Origin of the sequence: Candidatus Methylacidiphilum fumarolicum (assembly GCF_949774925.1) — a bacterium.
GTDB lineage: Bacteria > Verrucomicrobiota > Verrucomicrobiia > Methylacidiphilales > Methylacidiphilaceae > Methylacidiphilum > Methylacidiphilum fumarolicum.
In genome coordinates, this window is the sequence record NZ_OX458932.1 from 1,752,742 (window position 1) to 1,777,972 (window position 25,231).

A 25,231-nucleotide genomic window follows, 5' to 3' on the forward strand; every position below is an offset into this window, starting at 1 on the left:
TTGAATGGTCAATAGGAGATCCATCTAGAAAAAATTTTATCTTTTTTATCGCTTTTCTTCTTTTCCTCTGTCTTCGATTCACTATGACCCATTTCTAAGCTATGAACTACTCCATCCAAGCCTGAGGGCTCTGGGATGGAGTTTCGCGCTTCCCTGCGGGCAGTTTCACCGGAGTATGCTCGGCTCGCGGACTTCCAGCCCGCAGCGAGGTTCCATCCGGCCAGAGCTTCCCGCTCCACGCATGGATCGGTTCCCGTCCATTCCTTTCCGTATACAACGACCTTCGGCCCTGGAAAGGCGAAGCCGTGGTCCTTCTCCCATTTCGCCAAGCCCCAGTCGAGAAGCCCGAGCGCCGAGTTCTCGTCCCGATGGCAGGACGCTCCGCATGCGCACTCATGCCACCGGTCGCCGAGGGTCTTTTCCACGACGCCGCCGCATCGGTGGCATCTCTGGCTTGGCTTCAACGTCCTCGCCTGTGCTTCCAGCTATCCGATACCAGCCTCTTCCGCTTTGTATCCGACCATCGCCCCGAAAGCTCCGAACGATGCGTCCAACATCTCTCGATTCAGCCCGGCTTTTTGCCGCACACGTTTCCCGGGCTTTTTCCGGCTGCCCCGGGCCGAAGCCGTCATCCTTTTCGGCTCCAGCTCCTCCGTGATCAACAGTCCGCTGCGTCTCACCATCGCGGCGCTCTGCTTGTGCAGGAAATCCTTCCTGACGTTCGCCACCTTGGCGTGCATCCGGGCGAGCAGCTCGTACTGCTTGCGCAACCTCTTGGAAATGCGAAATCCCTTCCGTTTCCCCTGCTTGCGGATCGCCGCCTCCATCTTGCGGGAGATCGTCCGTCCGAGCTTCCTGAGCTTCTTAAGCGCCTTGCGCAGATGGCGCGGATTGGCGACCTCGGAAACGTCCGGCTCGCTCTTTTCCGGCTCCAACCTGGCGCTAGTCAGGAACCGCTCCGTGCCCAGGTCGAAAGCCTCGGCTCCACAGCCATGCTCCCGCGCCGGCCGGCAGCGCATCGTGACCGACGCATGCCATCGGCCGCCGGAAAGAAAGATCTCGCATGTCCTGGGTTCTCCGGGAGTACGGGCCTTGCCCCGGATCGGGATCTCCCCAATGCCGGAGAGACGAAGCTTCAGGTGAGCGCTTCGCTCTCTGGCGATCAGCCGCCAGTCACCTTCGTGCTGCTTGAAGCCGAAACCGCTGAATCGCCCTGCCTGCTTGAAACGCGGGAATCCCGGCTTTTCGCCTTGCCGGATGCGGCGGAAGAACGCCTGAAAGGCGAGATCCAACCTCTTGAGCGTTACCTGGGCGGATTGAGCATTGATCGAGGCGAGAAGCGCGCTGCAGGAACGGAGCTCGGTGAGCCATCGGCACTGCTCGGCGAAACCGATGCGCCGCTTTTCCTCCTTCCACGCCCGCCTGCGCTCCTCCAAAGCTAGGTTCCAGAGAAAGCAATGGACCCAGCGAGTCCGCAAAAGCTCATCCCGGACGGTCTTGGATGGATAGAGCCGGTAGGTGACCTTGCGCTCGACCGGGCCCAGAACGGGAAGACCAGCGGGTGATGCGATCATCATGAGGCGACGCTGGACAGTGGCCAGCAATATGGTCTATCATTTAGTGTAATGACAGGTCAAGTGCGTTTGCACCTTCTGCATCACTGCGTTTACGCGCTGCACTACCATTTAGTTCTTGTCACAAAATACCGCCGCAAGGCGCTTACCCGCCCCATGCTTGACCGGTTGCGTGCTATTGCGGAAATGAGCTGGGATGGATGGGGCGGACAGCTGCTTGAGTGCAACGGAGAATCTGACCACGTTCACTTGCTGGTTGCGTTGCCACCAAATCTTGGACTCAGCCGCTTCCTGAACAATCTCAAGACAACTTCTTCCAGACTTCTCCGCAGAGAGTTTGCCACAACGGTCGCCCGTTTCTATCGTAAGGCAGTTCTTTGGAGCCGTTCCTACTGCGTTATCACGTGCGGGGGCGCCCCATTAACCGTCCTCAAACAGCACATCGAACGGCAAGAAACGCCGGAATAGGGCGGCCTTCACCACAATCCAAGCCCAAAGCTCTGGCTGGAGCACTGGCCGCCAGAGAGGGTAGTGTGACCTTTGCTTGGGTGGAAAGAAGAAAAGTTTTACAGTCGGGGCCAGTTATTGTGTGTAGAGAGAACGAGTTAAGCCTTGGTTACCAATTGGCTATTGGTGCCCTTCTATTGTAGCGCAACCCTCATCCATAGCCTCAGGTTGTTGAGAGGAGGGCATCAAGCCCATTTTTCCAAGACTCTTCGATCTCTGTCCCTTTTAGTTCGATGCTTTCTGCTCCGTAGTGTAACTTTAGGACATAATCCTCAAGAACTTCTCCTATAACGACCGCTTCTAGTCCTTTATGTTGGCAATTACAAAGAACTTGAGACAGTTTATTTTTGGGAACCGAAACTATTGTTCTAGCGCCAGCTTCGTTAAACAACAGCTCATCAAGCCTACGATTGGTTGGGAAAACAATCGAACAGCCCAGCTTTTTTCTTCCACTCCCTATACTCTCGATTAAGGCCAAAGCCAGCCCCCCTTCTGATAGATCATGGGCAGTCGAAACCAATCCTTCTGAAATTAAAAGACGTAAAACTTCATTGTGTTTCTTTTCTGCTTCTAAATGGAACCAGGGAAGTTGATTTCCAGTTATTCCCAACCATTCTTGAAGATATAAGGAGCCTTGGAGACCTTCGCCCCAACCACCCAGAAGAACAATCGTCTCTCCAGGGCGTTGAAAGGATAGTTTGGGGATAGGCTTATCGCTTTCAATCAATCCTACAGCCCCAATGACGGGTGTGGGGAGAATGGCTCCCTCTTTAGAATAATTATAAAAACTTACGTTGCCGCCTGTCACTGGAATATCAAAGAACCGACACGCATCAGCAATGCCTCTAATCGCCTCTTTAAACTGCCAATAAACTAAAGAATTATTAGGATCAGCAAAATTGAGATTATCGGTTATCCCCAAAGGAAGAGCTCCTACCACTGACAAATTTCTTATTGCTTCAGCCACGGCTAATTTTGCTCCATTATAGGGATCGATTCCACAATAGCGTCCATTCCCATCTAAAGTAGCTGCTAAGCGGACCGGCTCATTTCCTAAAATTACTCTCAATACGGCAGCATCTGCGCCAGGCCCTTCAATGGCATGCAATCCTACAAGATAATCAAACTGCCTATAAATCCATTCTCGAGAGGAATTTTGAGGAAGCGCAGCAAATGCCAACAGGAAAGCTTTGTAATCTATAGGTTGCGGTATTTTCTCTAAAGGCGGCAAAGAAGGATTTGTCATCAATGGCTCTGTGGCAGGCAACTCATAAACTGGAGCTTGATGGACGATCAAATCCGGAGAAATCTCTATGGCTTTTCTGCCCCGATGATAAAAGCAAAGTTTTTCTTCCTTAATTACTTGACCAATTTGAGTAAAAGGCACACCCCATTTAGTGAAGACCGCTTTTGCTCGGTCTACTTTGTCTTTATGGATGATTAGAAGCATTCGTTCTTGAGATTCAGAAAGTAAGATCTCTTCAGCTTGCATATCTGCTTCACGTACAGGAACATTATCCAAATTTATTTCCATACCCCTCTTTGCTCTAGCGGCCGTTTCAGAAGTCGAGCAGATCAATCCTGCCGCTCCCATGTCCTGTATCCCAACTACTACCCCTGGTTCCTGAAATAGCTCAAGACAAGCCGACATTAAGATCCTTCCCATAAAAGGATCAGCAATCTGAACAGAATATCGTTCTTCGGTTTTCTGCTCTTCCAGTTTTCGCGAAGCAAAAGCTGCCCCTTTGAGTCCATCTCTTCCTGTCTTTGATCCAGCTATAAAAACCGGATTACCAATCCCCTCAGCCTTACCCCGCTGGATCTGATCTACCCTGACCACTCCAAGACAAAAGACATTGACTAATGGGTTACCCTCATAACTGCTATCAAAGGCTAGTTCCCCACCCACAGTAGGAACTCCCACACAATTCCCGTAATGAGCAATGCCTGCTACTACATGCCGAAGCAGAAAAGCATTGTGAGAGGCTTGAGTACTTTTTTCTGCTCGAATCTCCCCAAATCTCAAAGAATTCATAAAGCAGACTGGTCTAGCCCCCATAGTAAAAATGTCCCTGAATATTCCTCCAACTCCTGTTGCCGCTCCCTGAAAGGGCTCAACAGCACTGGGATGATTATGAGATTCAATTTTGAATACGACAGCCCATCCGTTACCCAGATCGACTACGCCTGCATTTTCTTCTCCCGCTTTAACCAAGACCCTCTTGCCTGTTGTGGGTAACTTTTTTAGTTCCCTCTTCGAGCTTTTATAACAACAGTGTTCACTCCACATGACACCGATCAGAGCCATTTCAGCCCGCGTAGGGACTCTTCCCAGTAGCTGGGCAAGCCTTTGATATTCGTCAAAGGAAAGCCCAAAGGATTTCAATTCTTCAAGCAGATCACCATTTTTAGCACTCAACCCTTCATTGGATGTTTTCATGTCCATTATTGGCTAGAACAATATACTTTTTTTCCCTTGTGGTAAAGCTCCCTCAAGAACGGCCTAGGAGAAAGATCAAATAGACAAAAACTGGCTTCATTGCCCTCTTTTAAACCATGAGGTATGCCAAGTATTTCGGCGGGACGCACCGAATAGGCATCCCACCACTCCCACCAGGGTGTCCCTGTCATTTTATGAGCAAGAAAGACCCCATCAAAAGGCCGTAACGTGGAGCCCCCGAGTCGACCACTTTGCTTCTCAATGGCTTTACCTTGAGGATCGACTACTATTTCTATATGCCCTAGGTGATAAATTCCAGGAGAAGCAGCTGCTCCAGCCATCGCATCAGAAACAAGGATGACTCTTGAACCCAAAGCTTTTGTTAAGGCCCGAAAGGCTACCATAGGCACATGTTTGCCATCTGGAATCAAGGAAGCATAGGGAAGATCCGAGGCAATAACATCTAGAAGCACATTCTGAAATTTAGGAACAACAGGAGAAAGGGCATTGCCTAAATGCGTCCAAAGTTTAGCACCTGCAATGACAGCAGATTGTATAATTTCCCAAGAAGCTTCTGAATGCCCAATAGCTACTGCCGATCCCAACGCAACTGCTTCCCTTATAAATTGTATCGAAAGCTCCCGATCTATTTCAGGAGCAATAGTGATTAACTTGACCTTTCCTCCAGAGGCTTCCATAACCTCGTCCAACCAGGATAGATCAGGCTTCATCATCCATTCTATTCGATGGACTCCTCGAGAACCTTCCGAAGGGGAAAGGAAAGGTCCCTCTAAATGAAAGCCAATGCAGTTGAGCGGCAAAGCGCAATGGAGCTGGTTAAGTTTTTGAAGATATTTTTGGTAGCTATTTCTAGGACGAGTAATAATGGTAGCTAAAAAATGGGTGCAGCCATTTTCAAAAAGTTTCCGACAGAGTATTTCAAACTGCTCGCTAGAAAGCCCTTCGCTGTTTACATCAATGCCTCCAAAACCGTTGATTTGAAGATCAACAAGCCCTGGGGCTATCCAGGGAAAAGAAAGAGAATCATGACTGTTTGGTATCCTTTCGATTTTTTTGTATACTCCCTTCTCGATACTGATTGACAGTGGCAGTCCGCTACGATAATCTCTTGCTTCAATTTTCATGGCATTGTTTTGAGGACGCACTAAGGATTTAGTGACTCCTTGACTAGTGGTAAGTTCTTTTTACGATCATAAAAGTAAGGAAGGCTAACGGAAAGCTTCTTTTTTATATACCCTTATATTATACAGTCTTGGTATGCTTTTTATGAAATAGGTTATTGTAAAACAAAATTATTTTTTCGAACAAAAATAGATAAGATTATGCCATTGGTTTTTCTTAAAACGTTTGGGTGTCAGATGAATGTCAGGGATTCGGAGCAGGTCCTCCAGGATTTTGTTGAAAAGGGCTATACAATTTCTCCCTCTGAAAAGCTTTCGGACATCATTCTCATTAATACCTGTTCTGTAAGAGCCATGGCTGAAGATAAAGCCATCGATAAGATGCTTTCTCTGAAGGGGCTTAAAGACAAAAATCCTTCGATTGTATTGGGAATTATTGGCTGTATGGCACAAAACCGTGGAGAAGAAATAGCAAAAAAATATCCTTTTATTGATCTTATCCTGGGCACACAAAAATTCCATAAAGTCGCAGAAATTGCTGATCAAATTTATAGAAATCCAAGAAGGCAGCAATGCTATATAGATCTTTCTGAGGAAGCAAACTCCCAAAATACGATCACCAAACATTTAGCAAAGAAAAGACAAGCTGTAGCCTATGTTTCTATTATGCAAGGCTGCAGCATGCATTGTGCCTTTTGTATTGTCCCTACAACCCGTGGCGAAGAGCGCTCTAGACCTGTTTCTGAAATTTTCGAAGAAGCGCAAAGCCTTACAGCAAACGGGGTAAAAGAAATTGTTTTGCTTGGCCAAATTGTTAATCGATACGGAGCCAAAGAATTTTCTTGGAAAAACGGCAAATCTCCTTTTGTACAACTTCTCGAACAATTAAGTACCCTAAAAACTTTAGAACGACTGCGGTTTACCTCTCCACATCCCATTGGTTTTAAAGAAGATCTTATCCGAGCTCTTAAAGAAATTCCGCAACTGTGTGAGCATGTGCATATTCCTGTACAATCAGGGAGCGACAGAATATTAAAAGCTATGCGCCGAGGATATACCCGTTCAAAGTTCCTTCAGCTTATCGAAAAGTTAAGGAAAGAGATTCCTGACATAGCTCTTTCAACAGATGTGATTGTGGGGTATCCTGGAGAAACAGAAGAAGATTTTCTTCAGACCTGCTCACTACTTGAAGAAGTACAATTTGACAACGCTTTTATTTTTCGATATTCTCCTCGGGAAGGAACCCCTGCAGCCAATCTGACGGAGCAGCTGAGCGAAGATATAAAATTTGAGCGCAATTACCAATTGTTAGAGATCCAAAACGCCATCACCTTAAAAAAATCGCAAAGACTTGTGGGTCAGACGGTAGAAATTTTAGTTGAAGGAGAAAGCAAAAAGAAAGCTGAAAAATTTCAGGGACGGACAAGGACCAATCATCTTGTCATTATACCTAAAAACGAGCGATGGAGAGGAGAACTGCTACCAGTAAAAATTCTACAAACCACAGGTCACACCTTCTATGGCATTCCTATACTTTCTGGCTTCGATGATCAACCAGCCTCTGACCAAATAGAACAGATAAGCTCTGCTAGGTAATAAAAGGAAAATAACAAAGAGACTCAACAATAATAATTAATTTTTCTTCCTTTTTGAATAAATAAATATTTGGGAAATCTTACAGAAAAGAACATTTTTATCGCCAATAGAATCCCTTAGAGCTTACAGTTTACGATTGATCAGAGAAAATATTTTAGAAAAAAGGATTTTTGCTTTATCCCTTGTTTTATATGGAAAATTACATCTTAGAGAACCCAAAAAAAGTGGAAAAGACCTCCTCAACATACCTTTGTGTAATCTTGGACAATCTTTGCTTCCTAGCAATACAATGATAGCCATGACACCAACTTCCTACCAAAAAACCGCTAGGATCATCGCCTCTGTCCTCTTTGTCTTGTTGGGTTTTTGGATTCTTCACGGCTTTCTTGTCGCGATGGCTTGGGCATTCCTTATCGCTATTGCCACCTGGCCTTTCTATAGTTGGGCAAGACTCAAACTGCCGCGCAAAACTCCTAGTTGGGTTAGTTCTTTGCTTTTTACCCTCCTAGTTGGCGCTTTGCTTTTTGGTCCCTTAATTTATGGAGTGTTTAAAGCAGGACAGGAAGCTATAGTCCTCGGCCAATTTATTGCACATGCACAAAGAGAAGGGGCTCCTGCTCCCGAGTGGTTACAACATATTCCTTTTATTGGCAATTGGTTAACCATACGCTGGAATAGTAATCTGGCAACGCCTGAAGCTGCATCGAAGACCTTGGCTCATATCGATTCAGCGTTTTTATTCCGATGGGGTAAAACTATTGGTTTTCAAGTTATCCATAGGATGGAAGTCCTAGCTTTCACTCTGCTTACCCTGTTCTTTCTCTACCGGGATGGAAGAATACTTGGGAAAAAATCTCTATGTCTTATCCGCAAGCTTCTGGGCACTTCTGGAGAAAGGTACGCTTTACACCTTGTTTCTGTCATTCGAGGAACTGTGAATGGCTTGATTTTAGTCAGCTTGGGCGAAGGAATTTTATTAGGAATTGCCTATGCCATTGTGGGCTTACCAGATCCCGTAACCCTTGGAGGTATTACGGGGATTCTGGCGATGATTCCTTTTGCAGCTCCTCCAGTCTTTTGCACTGCAGCGCTTTTTCTTATCGCCCAAGGAATGATCATTCAAGCCATTGGGATAGTTATTTTCGGTTTTAGCGTTCTGTTTATAGCCGATCATTTTATAAGGCCTGTTTTAATCGGTGGAGCGGTAAACCTTCCTTTTTATTGGGTGCTGCTAGGAACTCTTGGAGGGCTTAGTACTTTTGGTCTGCTGGGTCTTTTTGCAGGGCCAACAATCATCGCTGCGCTCCTGGTTGCCTGGAAAGATTTTGTGGACACGCCATAAACTTTCCTTTGGCAATCCTCTCAAAATGGAAAAATTTTTTTTAATCCCCTTTCCTCATGAACTCCTATTTTCAGTTTTATACCTCTCCTTATGTCTCAAAAACTAGACGAAAAAAAATGAGACAGTTGGCTGCCTTGCCTGAACCCAAGAGAGCAACAGAATTGATCTACTCTTTTCAAAAGCTCGATCTTTCTGTTCCAGAAATAAATAATAGGCTCAACTCGATGCTCCAGTATATAGGTCTGCATCAGAAAAGATCTCTAGCCGAAGCCTTGACAAAAGCCTATCCGTTGAATAGAACCGAAGGTCTCCTGCTTCTGAGGCTTGCAGAGGCCTTGCCCAGAATGCCTAACGACGAAACAGCTCTTCTCCTTTTTAAAGAGGCAATACGAAGAGGAAATTGGCAAAATACAGACAGAAACCAATGGACTTCTTTCCTGTTGAGCAAGTTAAAATTTTTGCTTACCAACTGGCCCTCTCTTATCCTACCCTCATTCCCTACTGATGCCATCCTCAAAACTTTTCTGCGTATTCTAACAAAGCTATTGGTTAACATATTTGTTCTGGCTCCAGATATTGAAAACAGCCGAGAAAAACTCTTTGGTTTAGTAGCTCAAGGAATACCTATATCTTTGGATCTTCTCGGAGAAGACGCATTAGGCAGTAGAGATGGCACAAGGCATTGGGAAGATTGTCATAAAGTAGTTGAGTTACTAGGGATGATCAAAGCTTCCTTCCCACAGTCAGATCCAGAAATCTCCGTGAAATTGTCCGCATTAGACTCGAAATATGAGCTTCCTTATGGCCGCATTTCTTTTGAGAGAATATATTCTAAACTAAAGTCTCTCTGTTTGAGTGCCTTTGAAAAAGGCATCAGTCTCTGTATCGATGCCGAACAATATTTTCGATTGGAATTTTCACTGGATCTCCTTGAAAACCTTTTATCAGATAGGGATCTTGAAGACTATAATAAATTAGGATTTGTTGTTCAGTCTTATTTAAAAAATAGTGAATCTCTCATCGACTATTTGGGAGAACTGTGCAAAGAGAAAAAAAGAAAACTATCCATTCGGCTCGTCAAAGGAGCGTACTGGGATCATGAGATTATTCGTTCCCAATCACTAGGTCTTGGTCACTATCCCGTTTATACCTTAAAAGAACTAACCGAACTTTCCTATATGGCTTGTGTAAGCAAGCTGTACGAACAAAGAGAGCTATTATCCACTCGCATTGCTACGCACAATCCTGCAACCATTGCAGCGGTCCTTGAGTTTTATATTTCTCGAAAAGAAAACAGGATTGAATTTCAAAGACTCTATGGTTTAGGAGAAGCTGTAGAAAACTGGCTAAAGAGGCAAGGATTTCCCACAAGAGTGTATATTCCCATTGGAACTGGCAAAGAACTGTTTGGCTATTTGGCAAGAAGACTCATCGAAAATGGAGCAGGGTTGGATGCATTCGTTGCGCCTTTTGATTTTGACAAATTGTACTGGGATCCACTGCAGAAGCTACAAAAGAGAGGGCATTTAGAAAATACGAAAATTCCCTTACCGCCTTTCCTTTATAGAGATAGAGAAAATGCTCCTGGTTGTGATCTATCCGATCCGGAGGTTTGGGAGGAATTTGGAAGGAGAGAATCCCCTTTTTTATTACCTCTCCAGGTCTTTTCTAGTAACGCTATCACTAGCCGATTGCGGGTCTTATCCCCCGCTAATAGCAAAGAAGTCGTTGGGGAAGTCCCACTACCTTCAGATGCTGAAATTGAAAAAGTCCTCTCTCATACTGCCTCTTTTGCCTTAGAATGGGACCGACTACCTCTCGAACAAAGGGTAGAAATGATTAGAAGGCTTGCCAAGGAAATTTGGAAATACAGGCATGATTTTCTCTATCTTTTGTGTGCGGAGGCAGGAAAAACGATTCCAAACGCCCTTGCTGAAATAAGAGAAGCAATAGATTTTTGTTATTACTACTCAAAAGAAGCAATTAGGCTTTTTTCTAAGCCAATCTTACTTCCTGGCCCAATGGGCGAAGAAAACAAATTGCACTATCACGGCAGAGGCCTATGGGTATGTATCAGTCCTTGGAATTTCCCTCTTTCTATTTTTTTAGGCCAGCTTGTAGCTGCTTTATTAACTGGCAATGTAGTTGTGGCTAAACCAGCTGAAGAAACCCCTCTTATCGCCTTATTAGCCACAGAGCTTGCCTACAAGGCAGGCATTCCTAAAGAAGCTCTTTCTGTCGTTGCTGGGAATGGACAGATTGGACAAAAGTTAATCCTACACCCCTCCGTGCAAGGCGTCGCCTTTACGGGTTCTTTTGAGACAGCAAAAATAATCGCTCGATGCCTAAGTCAAAAAGAAGGACCAATTGTCCCTTTGATCGCCGAAACAGGCGGGATCAATGGTATGGTGGTAGATGCCACGGCTGCCATAGAAAGAGCAGTCAAAGACATTATCCATTCAGCATTCAATCATGCTGGCCAAAGGTGTTCATCATTAAGAGTGTTGCTTGTCCAAAAAGAGATTTCTAAACAGGTGCTCTCTTTACTGTCAGATGCTTTGGAAGACATGATTGTTGGAGATCCGCGTTATTCAGAAACTGATGTTGGACCAATTATCAGTCCTTCTCAGTTGGAGACACTACATCAATTTTCTCATTTTTTTCGAAGTCATGGGCATTTATTGACTCAAGCACCTATTGGGAAAACCGCCTCAGCTTATGGTTATTACTTTGCTCCTCAGCTATTTGAAATTCCTTCGCTAGATCTTATCGATCGGGAGATATTTGGTCCTATCCTTCCCGTCATATCATTTTCTAAAGAAGAACTTCAGAGGCTCCTTCAAAAGCTTTACCAAAAAGGGTATGGCCTGACAATGGGACTTCAAACAAGGCTGGATTGTAAAATAGAAAAGCTTTCTTCTGAAGCTCCTGTGGGTAATTTTTATGTCAATCGCTCGATGATAGGGGCAACAGTTGAATCCCAACCTTTCGGAGGGGAAGGCCTTTCAGGAACAGGGCCAAAAGCCGGAGGACCAAATTATCTTTTGCGCTTTGTTCACGAAAGACTCACTACTATCAATACGGCTGCTTTAGGAGATCCCTCCCTCTATTTTTTAGATAGCTCTTAATTTGCTACAGGATTTTATTTGTGTTGGGAAGCCCTTTTTTCGGGTATAAAAAAATAGATTTTTTGATTCTTATAGTCGATCGTCGAGACTTTATCATAAAAAAAACCAAATCCGATCATCCCCCCTGGCCAAAATCCTAAATTCCCACTCACATCCATTGGCAAGGATCCAACACTGCCTTGCAAGATCCCTTGGATCCTTTCACCCATGATTTCAAGCTGATTAGCAAGTCCAAATTCCAATGGGCTTTGACTCGTTCCCAATCCCCAGTGCATGTCAATCGATTGACCACTCCCATGATGAATGTAAGGTCCGCTTTGATCTGAAAAAAAATTTTGCTGTAGCCAAACCTTTGAGAGCTTAGCCACTAGTGGAGAACATAAAAAATATCCAGGAGTGCCTGTATCTAATAGGAATAAAAGTGGTACACTATTGTTGATTTTCCCTTGTACTATAAGTGTCTGTGCTGGTCCTATGAGAAAGGGAATGACTCTTATTCTTCCGCTACTTAAGCTCAAACTTTTCAAGCTAGATAGAGGATCATCCTTAGAAAATCTTAAGATAAAGAATTTGGGAACACTTTTCCATCTGTCGCGAAGATCGAAGGTTGGAAGAAAATGAGACAAAAAATTTTCTCCAAGGATTCCATCAATTTCCAATCCTGTCCTAGGAATAGCTAACAAAGAGTGGATTACTGCCGGGATGTTCCTAATAGTTGCTCCTCCAATGTTCATAGAATGGATTTTCCCAAACTGAATCCAATAGCTTCCCATAGTACTTGTTTCTTTTTCTTTTCTGAACAATTTCATTTGAGCCTTATTAGCAAGGCGCGGACTCAAAATGACATATGTCGATCCTGTATCGATCATAAATCGGGCTTTAATTCCTCCAGATAATTCAGTTTCAATAATTGGATAGGGAACAAAGTCTTTGAACCGAACGGTTACTTGTTCTTTGGTCGAGTCTACCGCAAAAGGCTTTTGATCTTTATTAAAACTTTTTAAAAGATCTCCTAGTCCTAATTCACCCAATTCATATGCGAGAGGAGCTGCAAGGGAATAACGGTCTTCCCGTATGTATATTTCTTTTAAAAGAGCCTTTGGTCGTCTTTCTTCAGGCCGAATTTTTAATACCCTCTCAAATGCTTTTCTTGCCAGCTCAAGATTCCCCCTGCAAAGAGCAGATTCTCCTATAATCATCCAGCAAGAAAAACAGGATGGATGCTCTTGCAAAAGACTCCTTGCCATTCTAGTTGCTTCTTCAAAACGGCCACTCCGATAGAGTACATTTAACTGTTGCTCTGCTGCTTGTTGCTCGCTATGTGAGGCAAGGAGGTTTAAAGAAAAAAGAACTAAAACAAAGGGCCAAAAAAGAAAAAAGGCTTTTTTAAAGGTTCTTTGCCCTTCATAAAAAGTCCAAAAACAGAAGAAATTCATCCCCTTGCTACAGGTTTTTCATTCCGCCCCTTTCCGTGGAATTACAATTTCGGTCAGCCAACAAGCCTCCGATAAACTTAATAGATAAAGAACTGTTTGAGCGATATCTTCGGGTTGTATGTAGAATACCCCTTCGACTCCAGTCATCGGAGTGGCCACCATCCCGGGGCAAATGGCCGTCACTTTTATATTGTATCTTTTTCCTTCATCAGCCATGGCTTTAGTCAGCCCCATTACGCCAAATTTAGAAGCGCTATATCCTGCTGTATTCGCCCACGCCTCCACTCCTGCCAGAGAAGAGATATTGATAATATACCCCCCTGTCTGCTGCTTTTTCATCTGCTTGAAAGCTTCCCTTGAACACCAAAATGTTCCATAAAGATTGGTTTTGAGCATCCGATCAAAACTCAAGGTGGACAACTCATCTAATGGAGCATAAATCCCAATGCCGGCATTGTTCACAAGGATATCTATGCGACCAAAACAATTGACTGTCTCCGTAATAAGCCGGATACAACTTTCTTCTTTAGAAACGTCAATTTCCAAAGGTAGAGTTTTAGCAAATGTTTTGGTTTCGATTTCTAAAGCGACTTGTTGATTTAACTCCATTCTTCGAGAAGCAATTACCACACTAGCTCCGGAAGCAGACAGAGCATAGGCAATTTCTTTGCCTATCCCACTGTTTGCACCTGTAACTATGGCGATCTTACCATTTAAAAAATTAGCTTCCATAGACTACCTAATGTTCGAACCTACTCATGCAGCACAACCCTAAAAACTCTTTGAAAAGACAAAAATTCTTTAGGATCGTAAAACGACTCGAATCAATTCCTTTTCAGTAATTATAAGATCCAGCCGCTGATCATGAGGCTCGGTATAGATTTTATGGATTTCCTGGAAAGAGAAATAAAGACCGATTCGACACACTTTCGATGGAAGTGTGGAAAGACAGCGATCATACAATCCAAGGCCTCTTCCAAGCCTTTGCCCTTGTCGATCAAAGCCTATTCCTGGAACAAGAATCAGATCCATGTCTTGGCTTAAAACTTCGATGCAGGAAGCCTTTGGTTCCATGATTCCCATGAAATTTTTTTCTAAATCTTCCTTTTTCTCTACTTCGAAAAACAAAAGTTGCTTCCCTACCACTTTTGGAAACAAAACTTTCTTTTTGCTGGCTTTGGCTAATCGGAAAATATCAGAAGTATCTGGTTCAGAAGGGAGGGAAGAATAAAGGGATACAACCCGAGCATCTTGCCAGACCGGATGGCTGCACAACCGATGTGTAATCTCAATGGAAGCTTTTTTTCGATCCTCCTCTCTCAAGCAACCCATCACTTTAGATTTTAAAAGCCTCCTTTGAACCTGTTTTAAAGAATAAGATGTAGTAATGGCCATTTAGTATAAGAATCTGAAAAAATAGAAAATGTAAAACAAAAAAGAAGATATAAAGCCTTTCTTTATTCTATGCCATTTTTTTTAAAGTTTTACTCATGACGTCGTTGCAAAAAAAGATTGTGCTGCACAAGCTTATTAAATTTTTCGTCACGAGAAACATCCGAATTCTTTATTAATTTACCTACTTCTTCCACCGCAGGATCCTTAGGTAGAATCTTCTTTTCTTTTTTTTCTCTCTTTTTCATGAAAATAAACCTTACTACTTTTTTCACTCTTTTTTTAGAGGCAATACGTTAGCCTTCAAAATTAGTAACAAAAGAATTATTACAATTTTTACTTAAAGAAGGAAATAGGCATATATTCCATAATATTTTCCCTATTTCTATAGAGAAACCATCAGGGAAAATGATATTTACTCTTTAGGGTAAGGTTCATTCAATGTATCGATAAGACTCTGGGCGCTTTTAGGCGGTTGTACCTGTCCAGAAAAGATTTCAGAGGGACTAACAGCTCTATGGTAGTAGCGTTCATTGACTTCTGGTTCTTCACGAATTTCTATCCCTTGCAGAGCAATGCCACCAAAGAGACCTTCCGTGGATCGGTACGTATAGATATTACTTTTAGGTTTTATCAAAGCCTGTCTTTCACTTTCAGGGCCAGCAACCCCACTCATTTCGCCTGTTAAGTGGACTTTGCCGCCACGAGAAAATTGTCTGACAGCTTTGTCTGAATTAAGAATAATCACATAGTCAGTTTTGGTTCCTCCCACTTGTAATCCCACCCCAATACCACTTACTGAAATTGCCGAGGGCCCCGACCAACCTCCAATGGGATGTCGCACAACAACAAGACCTTTACCATATTCTCCACTGATGACAAAACCCCCTTTGGTTACTTCAAGATAAGCTACCCCTTTTGCTTTATCCCATACTGATTTTGGAATCTTCTTTTCCTGTTTAAACTGATGAATGACTGCCGAGGCATCGTGGACTATTTCTTTTAAATTCCAAGAGGCATGGAGTGGCCTCATCAGGCCAAAAAAAGAAAGCATAAACAAAACCAGGAATCTATTAAAAAAAAGAGAAAGTGTAGACTTCATAAAGTTAATTCTTTGATAATCAAAATAGTTAGCTTAAGCAATCTTTTTTTATAATTTCCAAGCCTCACTATTGTTGTAAAGAAGGAAAAGAGAAACAAAGAGCGTTACTTTTTTTCTTGGTCCTTTTCTTGAGAGATTGGTCTTTTTTCTGCTGTGCCATCCGCTCTTACATAGACCATCTCCCCTGAATGAAGTTGATAAGTTTCATTTTTTGCATTTAACAAGAGGGTTGCCTCTCCTTGTTCTGCTACATACTGTTGTTCGCCAGAAGCATAAGAAGCATAAAATCTTCCTGATGTCTGAGAAGTAAATGTCCCTCCTTTTGTAATCACTTTAAAATCCTTTGAACTGAACTCGATCTTGCCTCTATCTAGCTCAAAGACAATAGGATTTTCATTTTTTAAAGTAACGACCGTAAGGCTATCTACTGTCGCTTCTTCACCTTTATCTTTCCACCCTATCGTGCATACTGAAAAGTAGTCAGTTTTTATAACTTGGCCTACTTGAATAGAACTACCTGCTTGGACCGGTATACCATAGGTGGTAACCACACTATTCTGATCCCCTCCTTTAATCGAAGTGATTTCGGCTGCATAACAAGCTATGGGAAGAAGACTGAAAAATAAAAATACTTTTATCGGGAATAAAATTCTTTTCATAAAAAATTTTTTTAATAATATGTTTGTTAATCAAGCAAAAATTGCAAGCATTTTACCTCATTATACATTGAAGATTTTAAGAATTTTTCCTAACCACAATTTTTATGTTTGTATATTTCCTTTTACTTTTTTTATCATCTCTCTTTATTGGATGGAAGGATAGAAAAAAAGAAAGGCATGGGATTTTTCTTTTGCAATGATGGCTTATAAGGGGAGGTAGGCGAGAATAGCTCTTCCATTGAGAGGATTGGATGAAATTGCAAAGGCTGGCTCCATCTTGTTTTTTGGCTTGAATGTATCCCTGATAAAGCTAGAATAACAGGAATAGTATATGGATGGATCTGACTCAGCAGAAGTATGGACTACTTTGAAGCAGAGTATTGGTTTATGTGCTTGACCGGGAAGAGCCAGCCTTGTTTAGTTTGTGTCTAAAATGTGGTAACTACCACTTGCTCTGGAAACGGTGAATGTACAAAATTTAGTTTGTAGGACCAGTGGAGATTATTGTCTGGCTGACTACATGGATAGCATTGGCATTAGAGTAGTGATGCTTGATTCCAAAATGCACCAAAATATCTCTTACTCAATAGGAAGCAGAACAGGAAAGTTGTCTGGTTTAGTCCTACCTCAAACCCAGCACCTGAAATGGATCATGTTCCCTCTGGGATGAGCCCACAGTTTGGAGAATCTGTAAAGAAGCCCATCCTTAGAGGATATGCTAGGACACATTGCCGGCTTAGCTCAGAGGTAGAGCAACGGTTTTGTAAACCGTGGGTCGAGGGTTCGAATCCCTCAGCCGGCTCGAAATTTTCCTCTGGTGGGAAGCCAATCTTAGGCATTCTAGCTTGATCCGCAGGATTTTTCCTATTGATGGCATTGAACATTGCTAGCACAGGTGGGCGGATAAGCGCAAGGAAGTAAACGATCAAATAACGACACTTAAATAGGTTGGGGTTACCATGCAAAGGTAATCCATGTTTGGTGAAAATTTCGGCCGGAGACAGCTGAATTCCAGAGATTCGCGGAAAAGCTAGCAGGAAGATTATCCAATTCAGTGGAAAAAGAAGTACTTTGTCAACCTGAGAAGCTGGAATGTGCTTTTGGACTCATTGCGTCATTGCTCACCACAAGCAATGTTACTTCTAATACGAGTCTCCATTTGTATCGATTGCAGTTCTGTGAAAGGAACCGTTAAGGAGGCTTTAGGAAGGCAAGTATCTGATCTTGCAAAAAGTCTCTCCAGTAGCAATTGTTCTTTGCCTACAAGAGCTCCATTGAACACCGAGCAAGCCTTTCTAAAAGCTTGGAGCGTGTCCTAAAAATTCCTGCGATCTATCGCAATGATTTCCCTAGCAATTCCATCCCTATGTTTTTGTCATCGCCTCAGTCATCTTGCTCGGCTGGCTCATGGGGAAACTCAAGGCAGCTAAGCTCTCCTTTTCTACCGGAAAAGGCCCTGACTTACCTATGCACAGTCCAAATATGCCCGAGGCAAATATCGAGCACAACAAACACCGTAAATTCATACAGGAAAATGAACGGGCACGTCAGATGCTTTCCATTCTCAAAATTGGTTTCTTGAAAGCTTTGAAAATGGAAAAAAACCTTCAAAAGGCTCACATTGGAATAAACTACGAAGAATGCCATGGATAATTAAGACATTACAAAACTTTTACCAAACACGGAAGAAGTCGTACCGCCGGCTGCAGGTATCTCTTCTCTCCAAGAATCACGATACTGCGCCGATACGACGCCTTTGGATATTGGTTGCTCTCTGCGTCAGCCAAAAACTTGGCCATGGTCGCAAAGACGACTTTGCTTGGCAATTGAGAGACATTCCATTTGACTGATTGCTTGCAACAGCGAGTGACGCAAAGGCTCCGCAGCACGAATTTACAACGTGTTAACCGCTGGCTGCTCGCTTCACGACCCTCGTAAGGTACGCCTTACGAGACTTTGTGAGCCGGGTGAAGTGGTAATGCTCCAGGATAGCCCTGAAGGGAACTTCGTAGTTTGCATCCGACATAAATGTTAGCATGTCTTTCTGCCGTAGCACCGCAATCAGCTCTGATGGCGGGATATCGATCAGATCGCGCCTTCCCGCAGGCCTCATATTCACTGCAGGCGTCCCCTTGATGCGGACCACCTGACCTTCTGGTGAGCCATCACCGAGCTCATCTTCCTGGACAATCTCGCCAGCACGAAGCATTGCTCCCAAAGCCCTGTTCAACTCTTGCCGCACAGTCTGCCCGACTCGCTGGAGATACGGGCAACCTTCGACGTAGAGCCGGTACACTGACGAGCGTGTGAGCGGACCGTCTCGCTCGATAATCTGCCGAAGTATCTCCTGGATATTAGCTATGGACGCCTCTCGAGGGTCAGGGAAACCTGAAGCCTTTGAGTACCCAGTGAACGGACCAACGACCACCGAAGACTCCTCGGCTTCAGGAGCGCTTTCCTCTGTAACCTCGCTTTCGACAGTCGTTACCTCTAGGGTAGCCCTTGTGCTATTACGATCCGGTGCAGGGTCCCCCATTTGTCCGCGTTGAGTTCCTTCGACGAATTTCAAAGGTCTGATCCCAAGCTCTTCACATGCCTCTAACACTGTGGCCAGAGCCCGTTGCCGGTCCGCATAGAAATCAGACTCGCGCACTCGCACGAACCTCCAGCCGGCCCGTTCGAGCTGCCGCTGTCGTTTCATGTCGCGGTCGTATTGTTCCAGACCGTGCCACTCCTCACCATCGCACTCAATAGCCAGACGCGCCTCTATCCCTTCTACCACGAGGTCGATTCGGTAATTAGCCACCTTAACCTGGGGGCGTATTCTATAGCGACACCGCAGTAGCTCAAGCGCGACATCCACCTCAAACCAGCTCTCGTATGGGTCGGGTTGGGTATGCAGCCGCCGTGGCCCCCTCGCTGCACGCTCTAGCTGGTTGAGATCTTCGAAAAAGAGATCGACTACTTGTGGACTCTCGAAGAAGCTGATTAGTTGACGGCGCAGGTCGTCGGGTGCAAGGTCATGCGGTTTGATGCTGTAGAAGAGCCAAACTTGATCTCGTGCTCGACTCATGGCCACGTTGAAACGCCGCTGCTCCGAAAGACGTGTTAGAGCTCGGGAATGCACGTTCGGAGAGATCACTAACGAAAGGAATATAACGTCTCTCTCGTCGCCCTGGAACATCGCAGGCTCACCGCAACGCAGGCGGCGTTCTTCGATCACCCTGGGTTCAAGCCTTTGGGCAAGCAGGCTATCAATGAGTTGAGACTGAGCATGGCCTTGCAGAGCGATGACTCCAATGGTCTTACCTTCATAGTTCTTATCATTCACTAGCCCCACAACTGTTTCGACAAGAGCCTCGGCCTCGGCGCGATTCACGATTCTCTGTCCTTCTCCTACACAAGAACCTTCAGCGACAAAACGCGAACGAAGGGGCTTAAGCCTCTCGGGAGGGGCCTGACGCAGCGGGATCAACGGTGCGTCGCGGTAGCAGAGGTCGTTACTGAAGCGGATGATCTCAGGTACACAGCGAAAGTGCTCGCGAAGGCTGATGTGGCTCCCAAACGTTCGCTCCGCATGATCGAAAAGGCTAGAATCAAGGCGAAATTCGTCTCGATAATGAAACTGGCTCAAGTGCTCACGCACGAGACACTCGATTTCGCGCTCCTCTATCCCAACTGCTTCGGGGCTGTTCTGCTTGTCGTCGCCCACAACCACAATGCGCTTCGCCAACAGTAATAGAACCAGAGCATCGATGCCGGCTTGCGATGCTTCGTCCACGACCACCGTCTCGAAGAGACCAGGCACCGCATCAACAGAGGCCCAAAGCTTATGAAGCGGCATGATCCACGCCGGAATACGCGGAACGCAGTCCTTGAGGTATCTCCGCGCCGTGCGCCGGTTTTTATGTGCGTGCTTTCCGGTGCCCTTGCCAATTCTTTCCACGGTCTTTGTCCAAGCGTTCAGGCTTTGGATCGTTCTCTCGTCCAGCCGGTCAAAGAATGCTTTCCAGGCGCGGAGAGAAGCCAGTTTCTCAGTTGCCTTCTCGATCTTCCTTTTGAAGCGGTGGTAGTCTTGCACCCGTGTTTCATAAGCCGAGCTGTTACTGAGCTGCCGCAGCCACGAGCGGGCGGCGGCCCAATGCCAAGCTTCTTTAAGCCGAAGGATCCGCTCGCTCCAACCTGTATTGCCTTCCGTGCTTCGGAGCAGATCTGCAAGTGCTGGACAGGATGAGCCGAGCGTATCAAGCAAGCTCTCATAGCGCTCCAGGCGCAGTTTCTCTTGCTTCAGTCTTTCTCGCTCCTGCCAGGCGGTCCGCCACGCGGCAACATCGCGTGATCGTGCGGCATTCTCGAGAGAACTCAGGCAGGAATGGGCTTTTGATCCCAGGCGTAAGCGACGCACGGTGTCAATGAGCCAGTCCAACTCCTGCTGTACGTCATGAAATCGTCGCAAATCAAGTAGCGCATTGATGATCTTCAACCATTCACTACGGCCATTGGCGGAAGCAAGCTCTGTACGGTTCGGACCGAAAGCCGTCACTAGTAAGACGGCGTGATCGGAGTTGAAAAATGCCAGTAGTTCGTTCACCCCCTCTGTCAGCTCTTCGGCTCGCGATATAGCTTGCCGGAGACTAGAAACATCTAGCAGAGAAGCCTCCCAGAGCCGTTGCAGCTCACAAGATATACTTCGTAGATCCAAATAGTCGCGCACGCATCGAAGCTGCTCGATGTCTACGACCTTCTTCCCATCGACCCGACAATACCTTGCAATGTAGCGAGTCTCTCGTACAACTCGTGGCGCAAGAATAAAGAACCCCATCCAGCCACCAGCCTCCAGATGAGCCAGAAGTCGCTCGATGTCTGCTCTCAGTTTATCCCCAGCGATCTTATCCGGTAGCTCGATACGAGCGGATGAAATCGCTTCAATGAGGCGCTTGGCGCGTGTCAGCAGACCCTCCGAGTCGGCAACACGGCGCGTCCAGCGAGCTTCAGCAGAAGCCAGCAAATCCTGCAGAACATTCACCGAAATGACACCCAACACACGCTCGGCCCGAAGGGCGTGATTGGTCAGCACTTGAATGGCTGAATGGAGCTTGAGGAGTTGCTCCGTGCCGGTCGCCTCTAGCAGCTCAGGTTTTGCTGCATCTACAAGACCACTCGCTCTTCGTGCTGACATCTCTGCTTCTTTCATACGCTCGATCAAGTCCTCAAACTCGTTCGGACTGAGGAGCTCGGCATCTCCGATTTCGAGGAACAGCTCAGCCCGAGTACCTGCAGTCAAGCCAACATGGACCTCGGCAAGGAAGTCTGTCTCCGAAGGGTCAAGGGGAAACGGGGCATCAGCAGACACTTCCGATACCCAGCCGAACTCCTGTTCTTGCTCGCTTAATTTCCGCGCTATCTGTGCAGCTGTTCCCGAATACCCGCCGGACAGCTCGTGCGAGTACGTCTCTGCCTCTCGGAATTCCTGGAGGTCCCGCTCGACCCTCGCTAGCTCTCCTTCAAGCGCCCGAAGATCCGCCTCTGCTTCTTGTATTGCGCGATGTGCTGCTTCCGACCCGGGCCATTCATTCATACGCCTCAGAATCCCATGGACACTATCTTCGAGAAGGCGCTGATCCTCGCGCGAGGATCCAAGCGCCGTTACACAGAGGTCCTGAATGTCACTTGGCAGAAGGCCACGCAGTACTGCCAGCGCCTTCGCTGCGTGGGCAGTCACTAAGACCCGATCGCCCCTGGCGAGCAGATGGCAGATGAGGTTCGCAATGGTATGGCTCTTTCCTGTTCCCGGTGGGCCCTTAACAAGGACGCACGAACCGGTTTGAAGACGCTGTACGATCTGTTTCTGCTCTTCGTTATACGGAAGAGGAAAAAGAGGACGGCTCTCCTCCACGGGGCCCGCTGCACTGCTTTCTTCATGGCTATCAGCAGCTACCCTCGGGGACTCGCCTTCCCTGAGCAGATGTTCCCACGGCGGTGTGCCTTGTAGCACACCGACTGTAGCACCCTCTTGGAATTTACAGATAAGCTCGTCATAAGCTGTTGAACGTCGCTCGCGAAGCACTACCGCTGGTGAAAACGACAACCGTGGACGCTCGTCGATGTTGCCAGCGTGATCGAATGACATGTCCACCTGTGCATCTACACTGAGTCTGTTTGCAATTTTGCGCAAGAGAGGAGCGACATGATCGTTGTCCCAAGCCTGGATGTCAAGTGTTTCGAGGTAATTGTCGAGCATGTCTTTGTTGAGCCGCGGCCTATGCTGAGGCTCGATCATATCAAGCTCGACCTTAAAGGTATCAAACGTAGCTGCAGGCACGACACTGAGTTGTCCTCTTGCCGCGTCGAAGGTGAGTTCTGCTGGTGCAGTTAAAACATGGCGTTTGATGATCACGCCCGTGGGATCACGCCACTGCAAATAGCCAATTGCAAGCACGAGTTCGTAACGCTCTTCGGCCTCTTCGAGGCGGCGGTGCATGAAGTAGAGGTCCTTGTAGACAGACTGCACACCCCCCCAGTTCCGCATTTCTTGCGCCCACGGCTCCCACTTGTCAACGAGATACTCAAGCCAGGCATCCTGAATCTGTGGGAAATCTGTCAGCCGGCGCAGTTCGGGCACCTTCTGCACGATCCCTGACTGGATGCCCTTCGTCTCATCGAGATCTGGCATTTTTCGTTCAACGAGCACCGTGATTTCACAAAGCAGTTCGGGCTCATTGTTCGGATCGTCCAGTGTGCCGCTCTGCACCCAATCGGCTACGGCCGACGGTACGGAAGGCCGTAGAGGCATCCGCTTTTTCCGGACTTCAAGCCAAACCTCACCTGAGTCCTCTCCGCAGTTCTTCAAGAAAGGAGACCTACATTCGTCGGCTTCCCTGGGTATCTCGGCAAACCAAAGGACACGCTCCTCCGAGCCATAGGAGGAGATACGCCTGCGTCTTATCGCGGCGCTGTCTTTTAGAAAAGCCAGAAGAGCTGCTCCCTTACTCATCGCCTTAGGCACGCTTGGATTAGTGACTTTAAAACATAAATTCCTCGGCCCACAGCTCGTTTAATCTAACGGAAACCCATTAAAATAGGAAGAAGCCTTTCCCTGTTATTAACCGTTTACACTTACAAGGACCTTGTCTAAATTCCAAGTAGAGTAGGCCCTCCAGAGACTAAAGGATGGCGTAGAGATTCTACCTAAGATAATACATTCAGCCAAGCTGCTGGTCAAAAACCTAACGGGCCAAATACTACTAAACATCATACCGTTTAAATGGCTAAGATGCACCGAATCATTACTAGCCCGTCTCACCATGAATTTTCCTAGCTTTTAAAGGAAAACCCGGTTATTTCCAATCCAAGTCACCGTGAATGATCCAAGATTGTGAAAGTATACCGAGGAGTGACCAATGTGGCCAAACTGTGTCCCCAAAAATTGTTAAGCCAAACTGATTCCTCACGACAGCAGATGGAAGAAGCCAGAATGGCAAGCATATTCTTGAGAACAGATTTTGTCCCGGTTCATATTCTTTTGTTCCGATTCCAATCTACAGTGGATGCTCCACAGCGACGACATTAGATACCAAAAGTAACGGCTATCTTTTCTCATGAAAATAAAGAAAACGATTTTTTTAACGACATTGCAAGCGTAAAATCCATCTAGGAGATCACTATGCAACCATTTTGCAAACCGTGGGCTGAGGGTTCGAATCCCTCAGCCAGCTCTTCTTCCTGATATAATTCTATAATAATTACTTCGGTAGCTGTTTTAAGTTCTTTTCCCCATTAGATCAGAACCGTTCCATCAAACGTATTCATTTCTGCTCATTAGCAGAAACAAAGCTAATTTCCTGCTTTATCGAAACCGGTTTCACCACCATCTTACTACGATGGCTAGAGCTTCCTTTCCCTAGGCTTCACATCTCGCAGAATTCACCGTAGACCCGCTTTGAACCGTAAAGCCAGACGCCAGGAGATGCATGGCCTCATTTGCCTCCCGGTCTTGGAGGCTTCCACAAACCGGGCAGGTCCATAAGTAACCCATCGCACCGTTGCGCCTGGTATTCCAGTTCTCATCGAACTCTAAAGCACCCTTGTTTTCCGTGGCCAAGGCCTTTGGCTGGCATTTCAGCCTTCCACGCCCATTCTCATCCTCGAAGTCAATATGATGAAGAAATCGTATAAGGTTTGAGGTGAGTTTGTGCCAGGCGTCCTGCCAAATATTGGCGATGCGAGCGTGGAGCCTGGACAGCTTGGCTCTTGCCTTTTTTCTCATTCTCCGACACCGACAACCGTGTTCCTTTGGGAACCAGAGCATTGCCCGCCCACCCGAGCTTTCTCTTGGCGGATTAGTGCTTGGTCAAGAGACTGCAAGACAGTCATCGCAATTGCTTGAGTAATGTGCTGTGTGGTTTGAGATCGATGATCTTTTTCCCCCTAGATAGCGATGCCATAGCCGACATTCCCAAATCCACCCCAATCGCGCCTTGGTTTTCAGCAGGACGCAGATCGATAGCGTCGGTATCGGCGGGGACGCTGACAAACCACCAGTTCACCACCTGAAAGATGGTAGCAGAAAGGCTCTTGCCTGTGAAACGTAACGACCCCCACCTCCCTACCCCACTCAGTTTAGGTATACGGATGTGGCACCCGTCTAGAGAAAACTAGGTGTTGGTCAGGGGAAAACAGTCAGGCCCGCCTGTCTTGCGGTACTTCGGGTACTTTGCGCGTCCTGCCCAGAAGTTCTTGCAGGCGACTCCCAACTGCCCAATTGCCATCTGTGATGCGTTTTTGGTGACTTCGAGCATACAGGGGAATTGCTCGCGTTTCATGGCGTTGAGCTGGTAACGGAAGGAAGGCTGCGAGAGCTTGGGCAGGCAGGTGCTTGGCTTTCCCCCCCCCGCATAAAGTCTCTACCACTTG

The 25,231-nt window shown here is 46.1% G+C and carries 15 protein-coding genes and 1 tRNA gene; 5 read left to right on the plus strand and 11 right to left on the minus strand.

All coding sequences use genetic code 11. From position 1 onward, the window contains the following. Nucleotides 1-8 precede the first annotated feature (8 nt). Both QOL44_RS08010 and QOL44_RS08015 read right to left on the minus strand, forming a co-directional pair. Nucleotides 9-464 (minus strand): zinc ribbon domain-containing protein, encoded by a 456-nt coding sequence (locus tag QOL44_RS08010; RefSeq protein ID WP_283401172.1) that lies wholly within the window; start codon nt 462-464, stop codon nt 9-11. A 21-nt stretch (nt 465-485) separates the two neighbouring features. Further along, the gene (locus tag QOL44_RS08015; RefSeq protein ID WP_079199597.1) at nt 486-1,577 is read right to left on the minus strand and encodes an RNA-guided endonuclease InsQ/TnpB family protein; all 1,092 of its coding nucleotides are present in this window, start codon (nt 1,575-1,577) and stop codon (nt 486-488) included. A 48-nt stretch (nt 1,578-1,625) separates the two neighbouring features. Between QOL44_RS08015 and tnpA the strand changes: the two genes are divergently transcribed. Further along, the gene (tnpA, locus tag QOL44_RS08020; RefSeq protein WP_219804493.1) at nt 1,626-2,042 is read left to right on the plus strand and encodes an IS200/IS605 family transposase; all 417 of its coding nucleotides are present in this window, start codon (nt 1,626-1,628) and stop codon (nt 2,040-2,042) included. 202 nt (nt 2,043-2,244) lie between these two features. Here the strand turns inward: tnpA and purL are convergent, their stop codons facing one another. Together purL and QOL44_RS08030 are read right to left on the minus strand one after the other, a co-directional pair. Further along, nucleotides 2,245-4,521: a phosphoribosylformylglycinamidine synthase subunit PurL gene (gene purL, locus QOL44_RS08025; RefSeq protein ID WP_228343271.1), complete on the minus strand. Its 2,277-nt coding sequence runs from the start codon at nt 4,519-4,521 to the stop codon at nt 2,245-2,247. Between the two features lie 5 nt (nt 4,522-4,526). Next, entirely contained in the window at nt 4,527-5,666 is a 1,140-nt protein-coding gene (locus QOL44_RS08030) for an N-acetylglucosamine-6-phosphate deacetylase (protein ID WP_134373057.1), read from the minus strand. Between the two features lie 198 nt (nt 5,667-5,864). Between QOL44_RS08030 and miaB the strand changes: the two genes are divergently transcribed. The 3 genes from miaB to putA all read left to right on the plus strand — a co-directional run bounded on the left by miaB (nt 5,865) and on the right by putA (nt 11,729). Then, a complete protein-coding gene (gene miaB, locus QOL44_RS08035) occupies nt 5,865-7,259 on the plus strand; it encodes a tRNA (N6-isopentenyl adenosine(37)-C2)-methylthiotransferase MiaB (protein ID WP_009060927.1) in 1,395 nt (464 codons plus the stop codon). Nucleotides 7,260-7,395: 136 nt separating this feature from the next. Further along, on the plus strand, nt 7,396-8,601 hold the full coding sequence (locus tag QOL44_RS08040) for an AI-2E family transporter (protein ID WP_009060928.1): 1,206 nt from the start codon (nt 7,396-7,398) through the stop codon (nt 8,599-8,601). 56 nt (nt 8,602-8,657) lie between these two features. Beyond that, nucleotides 8,658-11,729 (plus strand): bifunctional proline dehydrogenase/L-glutamate gamma-semialdehyde dehydrogenase PutA, encoded by a 3,072-nt coding sequence (gene putA, locus QOL44_RS08045; RefSeq protein ID WP_009060929.1) that lies wholly within the window; start codon nt 8,658-8,660, stop codon nt 11,727-11,729. 14 nt (nt 11,730-11,743) lie between these two features. Here the strand turns inward: putA and QOL44_RS08050 are convergent, their stop codons facing one another. The 6 genes from QOL44_RS08050 to QOL44_RS08075 form a co-directional block, all read right to left on the minus strand. Beyond that, nucleotides 11,744-13,165 (minus strand): aspartyl protease family protein, encoded by a 1,422-nt coding sequence (locus tag QOL44_RS08050; protein WP_009060930.1) that lies wholly within the window; start codon nt 13,163-13,165, stop codon nt 11,744-11,746. Nucleotides 13,166-13,183: 18 nt separating this feature from the next. Next, nucleotides 13,184-13,897 (minus strand): SDR family oxidoreductase, encoded by a 714-nt coding sequence (locus QOL44_RS08055; protein ID WP_009060931.1) that lies wholly within the window; start codon nt 13,895-13,897, stop codon nt 13,184-13,186. 69 nt (nt 13,898-13,966) lie between these two features. Next, complete coding sequence (locus tag QOL44_RS08060; RefSeq protein ID WP_009060933.1) at nt 13,967-14,560, minus strand: 5-formyltetrahydrofolate cyclo-ligase; 594 nt, start codon at nt 14,558-14,560, stop codon at nt 13,967-13,969. Nucleotides 14,561-14,649: 89 nt separating this feature from the next. Then, nucleotides 14,650-14,805 (minus strand): hypothetical protein, encoded by a 156-nt coding sequence (locus QOL44_RS08065; RefSeq protein ID WP_009060934.1) that lies wholly within the window; start codon nt 14,803-14,805, stop codon nt 14,650-14,652. A gap of 167 nt (nt 14,806-14,972) precedes the next feature. Beyond that, on the minus strand, nt 14,973-15,659 hold the full coding sequence (locus QOL44_RS08070; protein ID WP_009060939.1) for a lipid-binding SYLF domain-containing protein: 687 nt from the start codon (nt 15,657-15,659) through the stop codon (nt 14,973-14,975). Between the two features lie 104 nt (nt 15,660-15,763). Beyond that, entirely contained in the window at nt 15,764-16,318 is a 555-nt protein-coding gene (locus QOL44_RS08075) for a hypothetical protein (RefSeq protein WP_009060942.1), read from the minus strand. Between the two features lie 730 nt (nt 16,319-17,048). Here QOL44_RS08075 and QOL44_RS08080 point away from each other — a divergent pair. Then, nucleotides 17,049-17,120: transfer RNA gene (locus QOL44_RS08080), tRNA-Thr, on the plus strand. A 1,101-nt stretch (nt 17,121-18,221) separates the two neighbouring features. On the opposite strand, the gene QOL44_RS08085 is transcribed toward QOL44_RS08080, so the two are convergent. Then, entirely contained in the window at nt 18,222-23,312 is a 5,091-nt protein-coding gene (locus QOL44_RS08085; protein ID WP_009060950.1) for an AAA domain-containing protein, read from the minus strand. Nucleotides 23,313-25,231: the final 1,919 nt, after the last annotated feature.

Coding starts and splice junctions, on each gene's coding strand:
- QOL44_RS08015 (WP_079199597.1), bottom strand. CDS start 1,577: ATGATGATCGCATCACCCGCTGGTCTTCCCGTTCTGGGCCCGGTCGAG.
- tnpA (WP_219804493.1), top strand. CDS start 1,626: ATGACAGGTCAAGTGCGTTTGCACCTTCTGCATCACTGCGTTTACGCG.
- purL (WP_228343271.1), bottom strand. CDS start 4,521: ATGAAAACATCCAATGAAGGGTTGAGTGCTAAAAATGGTGATCTGCTT.
- QOL44_RS08030 (WP_134373057.1), bottom strand. CDS start 5,666: ATGAAAATTGAAGCAAGAGATTATCGTAGCGGACTGCCACTGTCAATC.
- miaB (WP_009060927.1), top strand. CDS start 5,865: ATGCCATTGGTTTTTCTTAAAACGTTTGGGTGTCAGATGAATGTCAGG.
- putA (WP_009060929.1), top strand. CDS start 8,658: ATGAACTCCTATTTTCAGTTTTATACCTCTCCTTATGTCTCAAAAACT.
- QOL44_RS08050 (WP_009060930.1), bottom strand. CDS start 13,165: ATGAATTTCTTCTGTTTTTGGACTTTTTATGAAGGGCAAAGAACCTTT.
- QOL44_RS08055 (WP_009060931.1), bottom strand. CDS start 13,897: ATGGAAGCTAATTTTTTAAATGGTAAGATCGCCATAGTTACAGGTGCA.
- QOL44_RS08060 (WP_009060933.1), bottom strand. CDS start 14,560: ATGGCCATTACTACATCTTATTCTTTAAAACAGGTTCAAAGGAGGCTT.
- QOL44_RS08065 (WP_009060934.1), bottom strand. CDS start 14,805: ATGAAAAAGAGAGAAAAAAAAGAAAAGAAGATTCTACCTAAGGATCCT.
- QOL44_RS08070 (WP_009060939.1), bottom strand. CDS start 15,659: ATGAAGTCTACACTTTCTCTTTTTTTTAATAGATTCCTGGTTTTGTTT.
- QOL44_RS08075 (WP_009060942.1), bottom strand. CDS start 16,318: ATGAAAAGAATTTTATTCCCGATAAAAGTATTTTTATTTTTCAGTCTT.
- QOL44_RS08085 (WP_009060950.1), bottom strand. CDS start 23,312: ATGAGTAAGGGAGCAGCTCTTCTGGCTTTTCTAAAAGACAGCGCCGCG.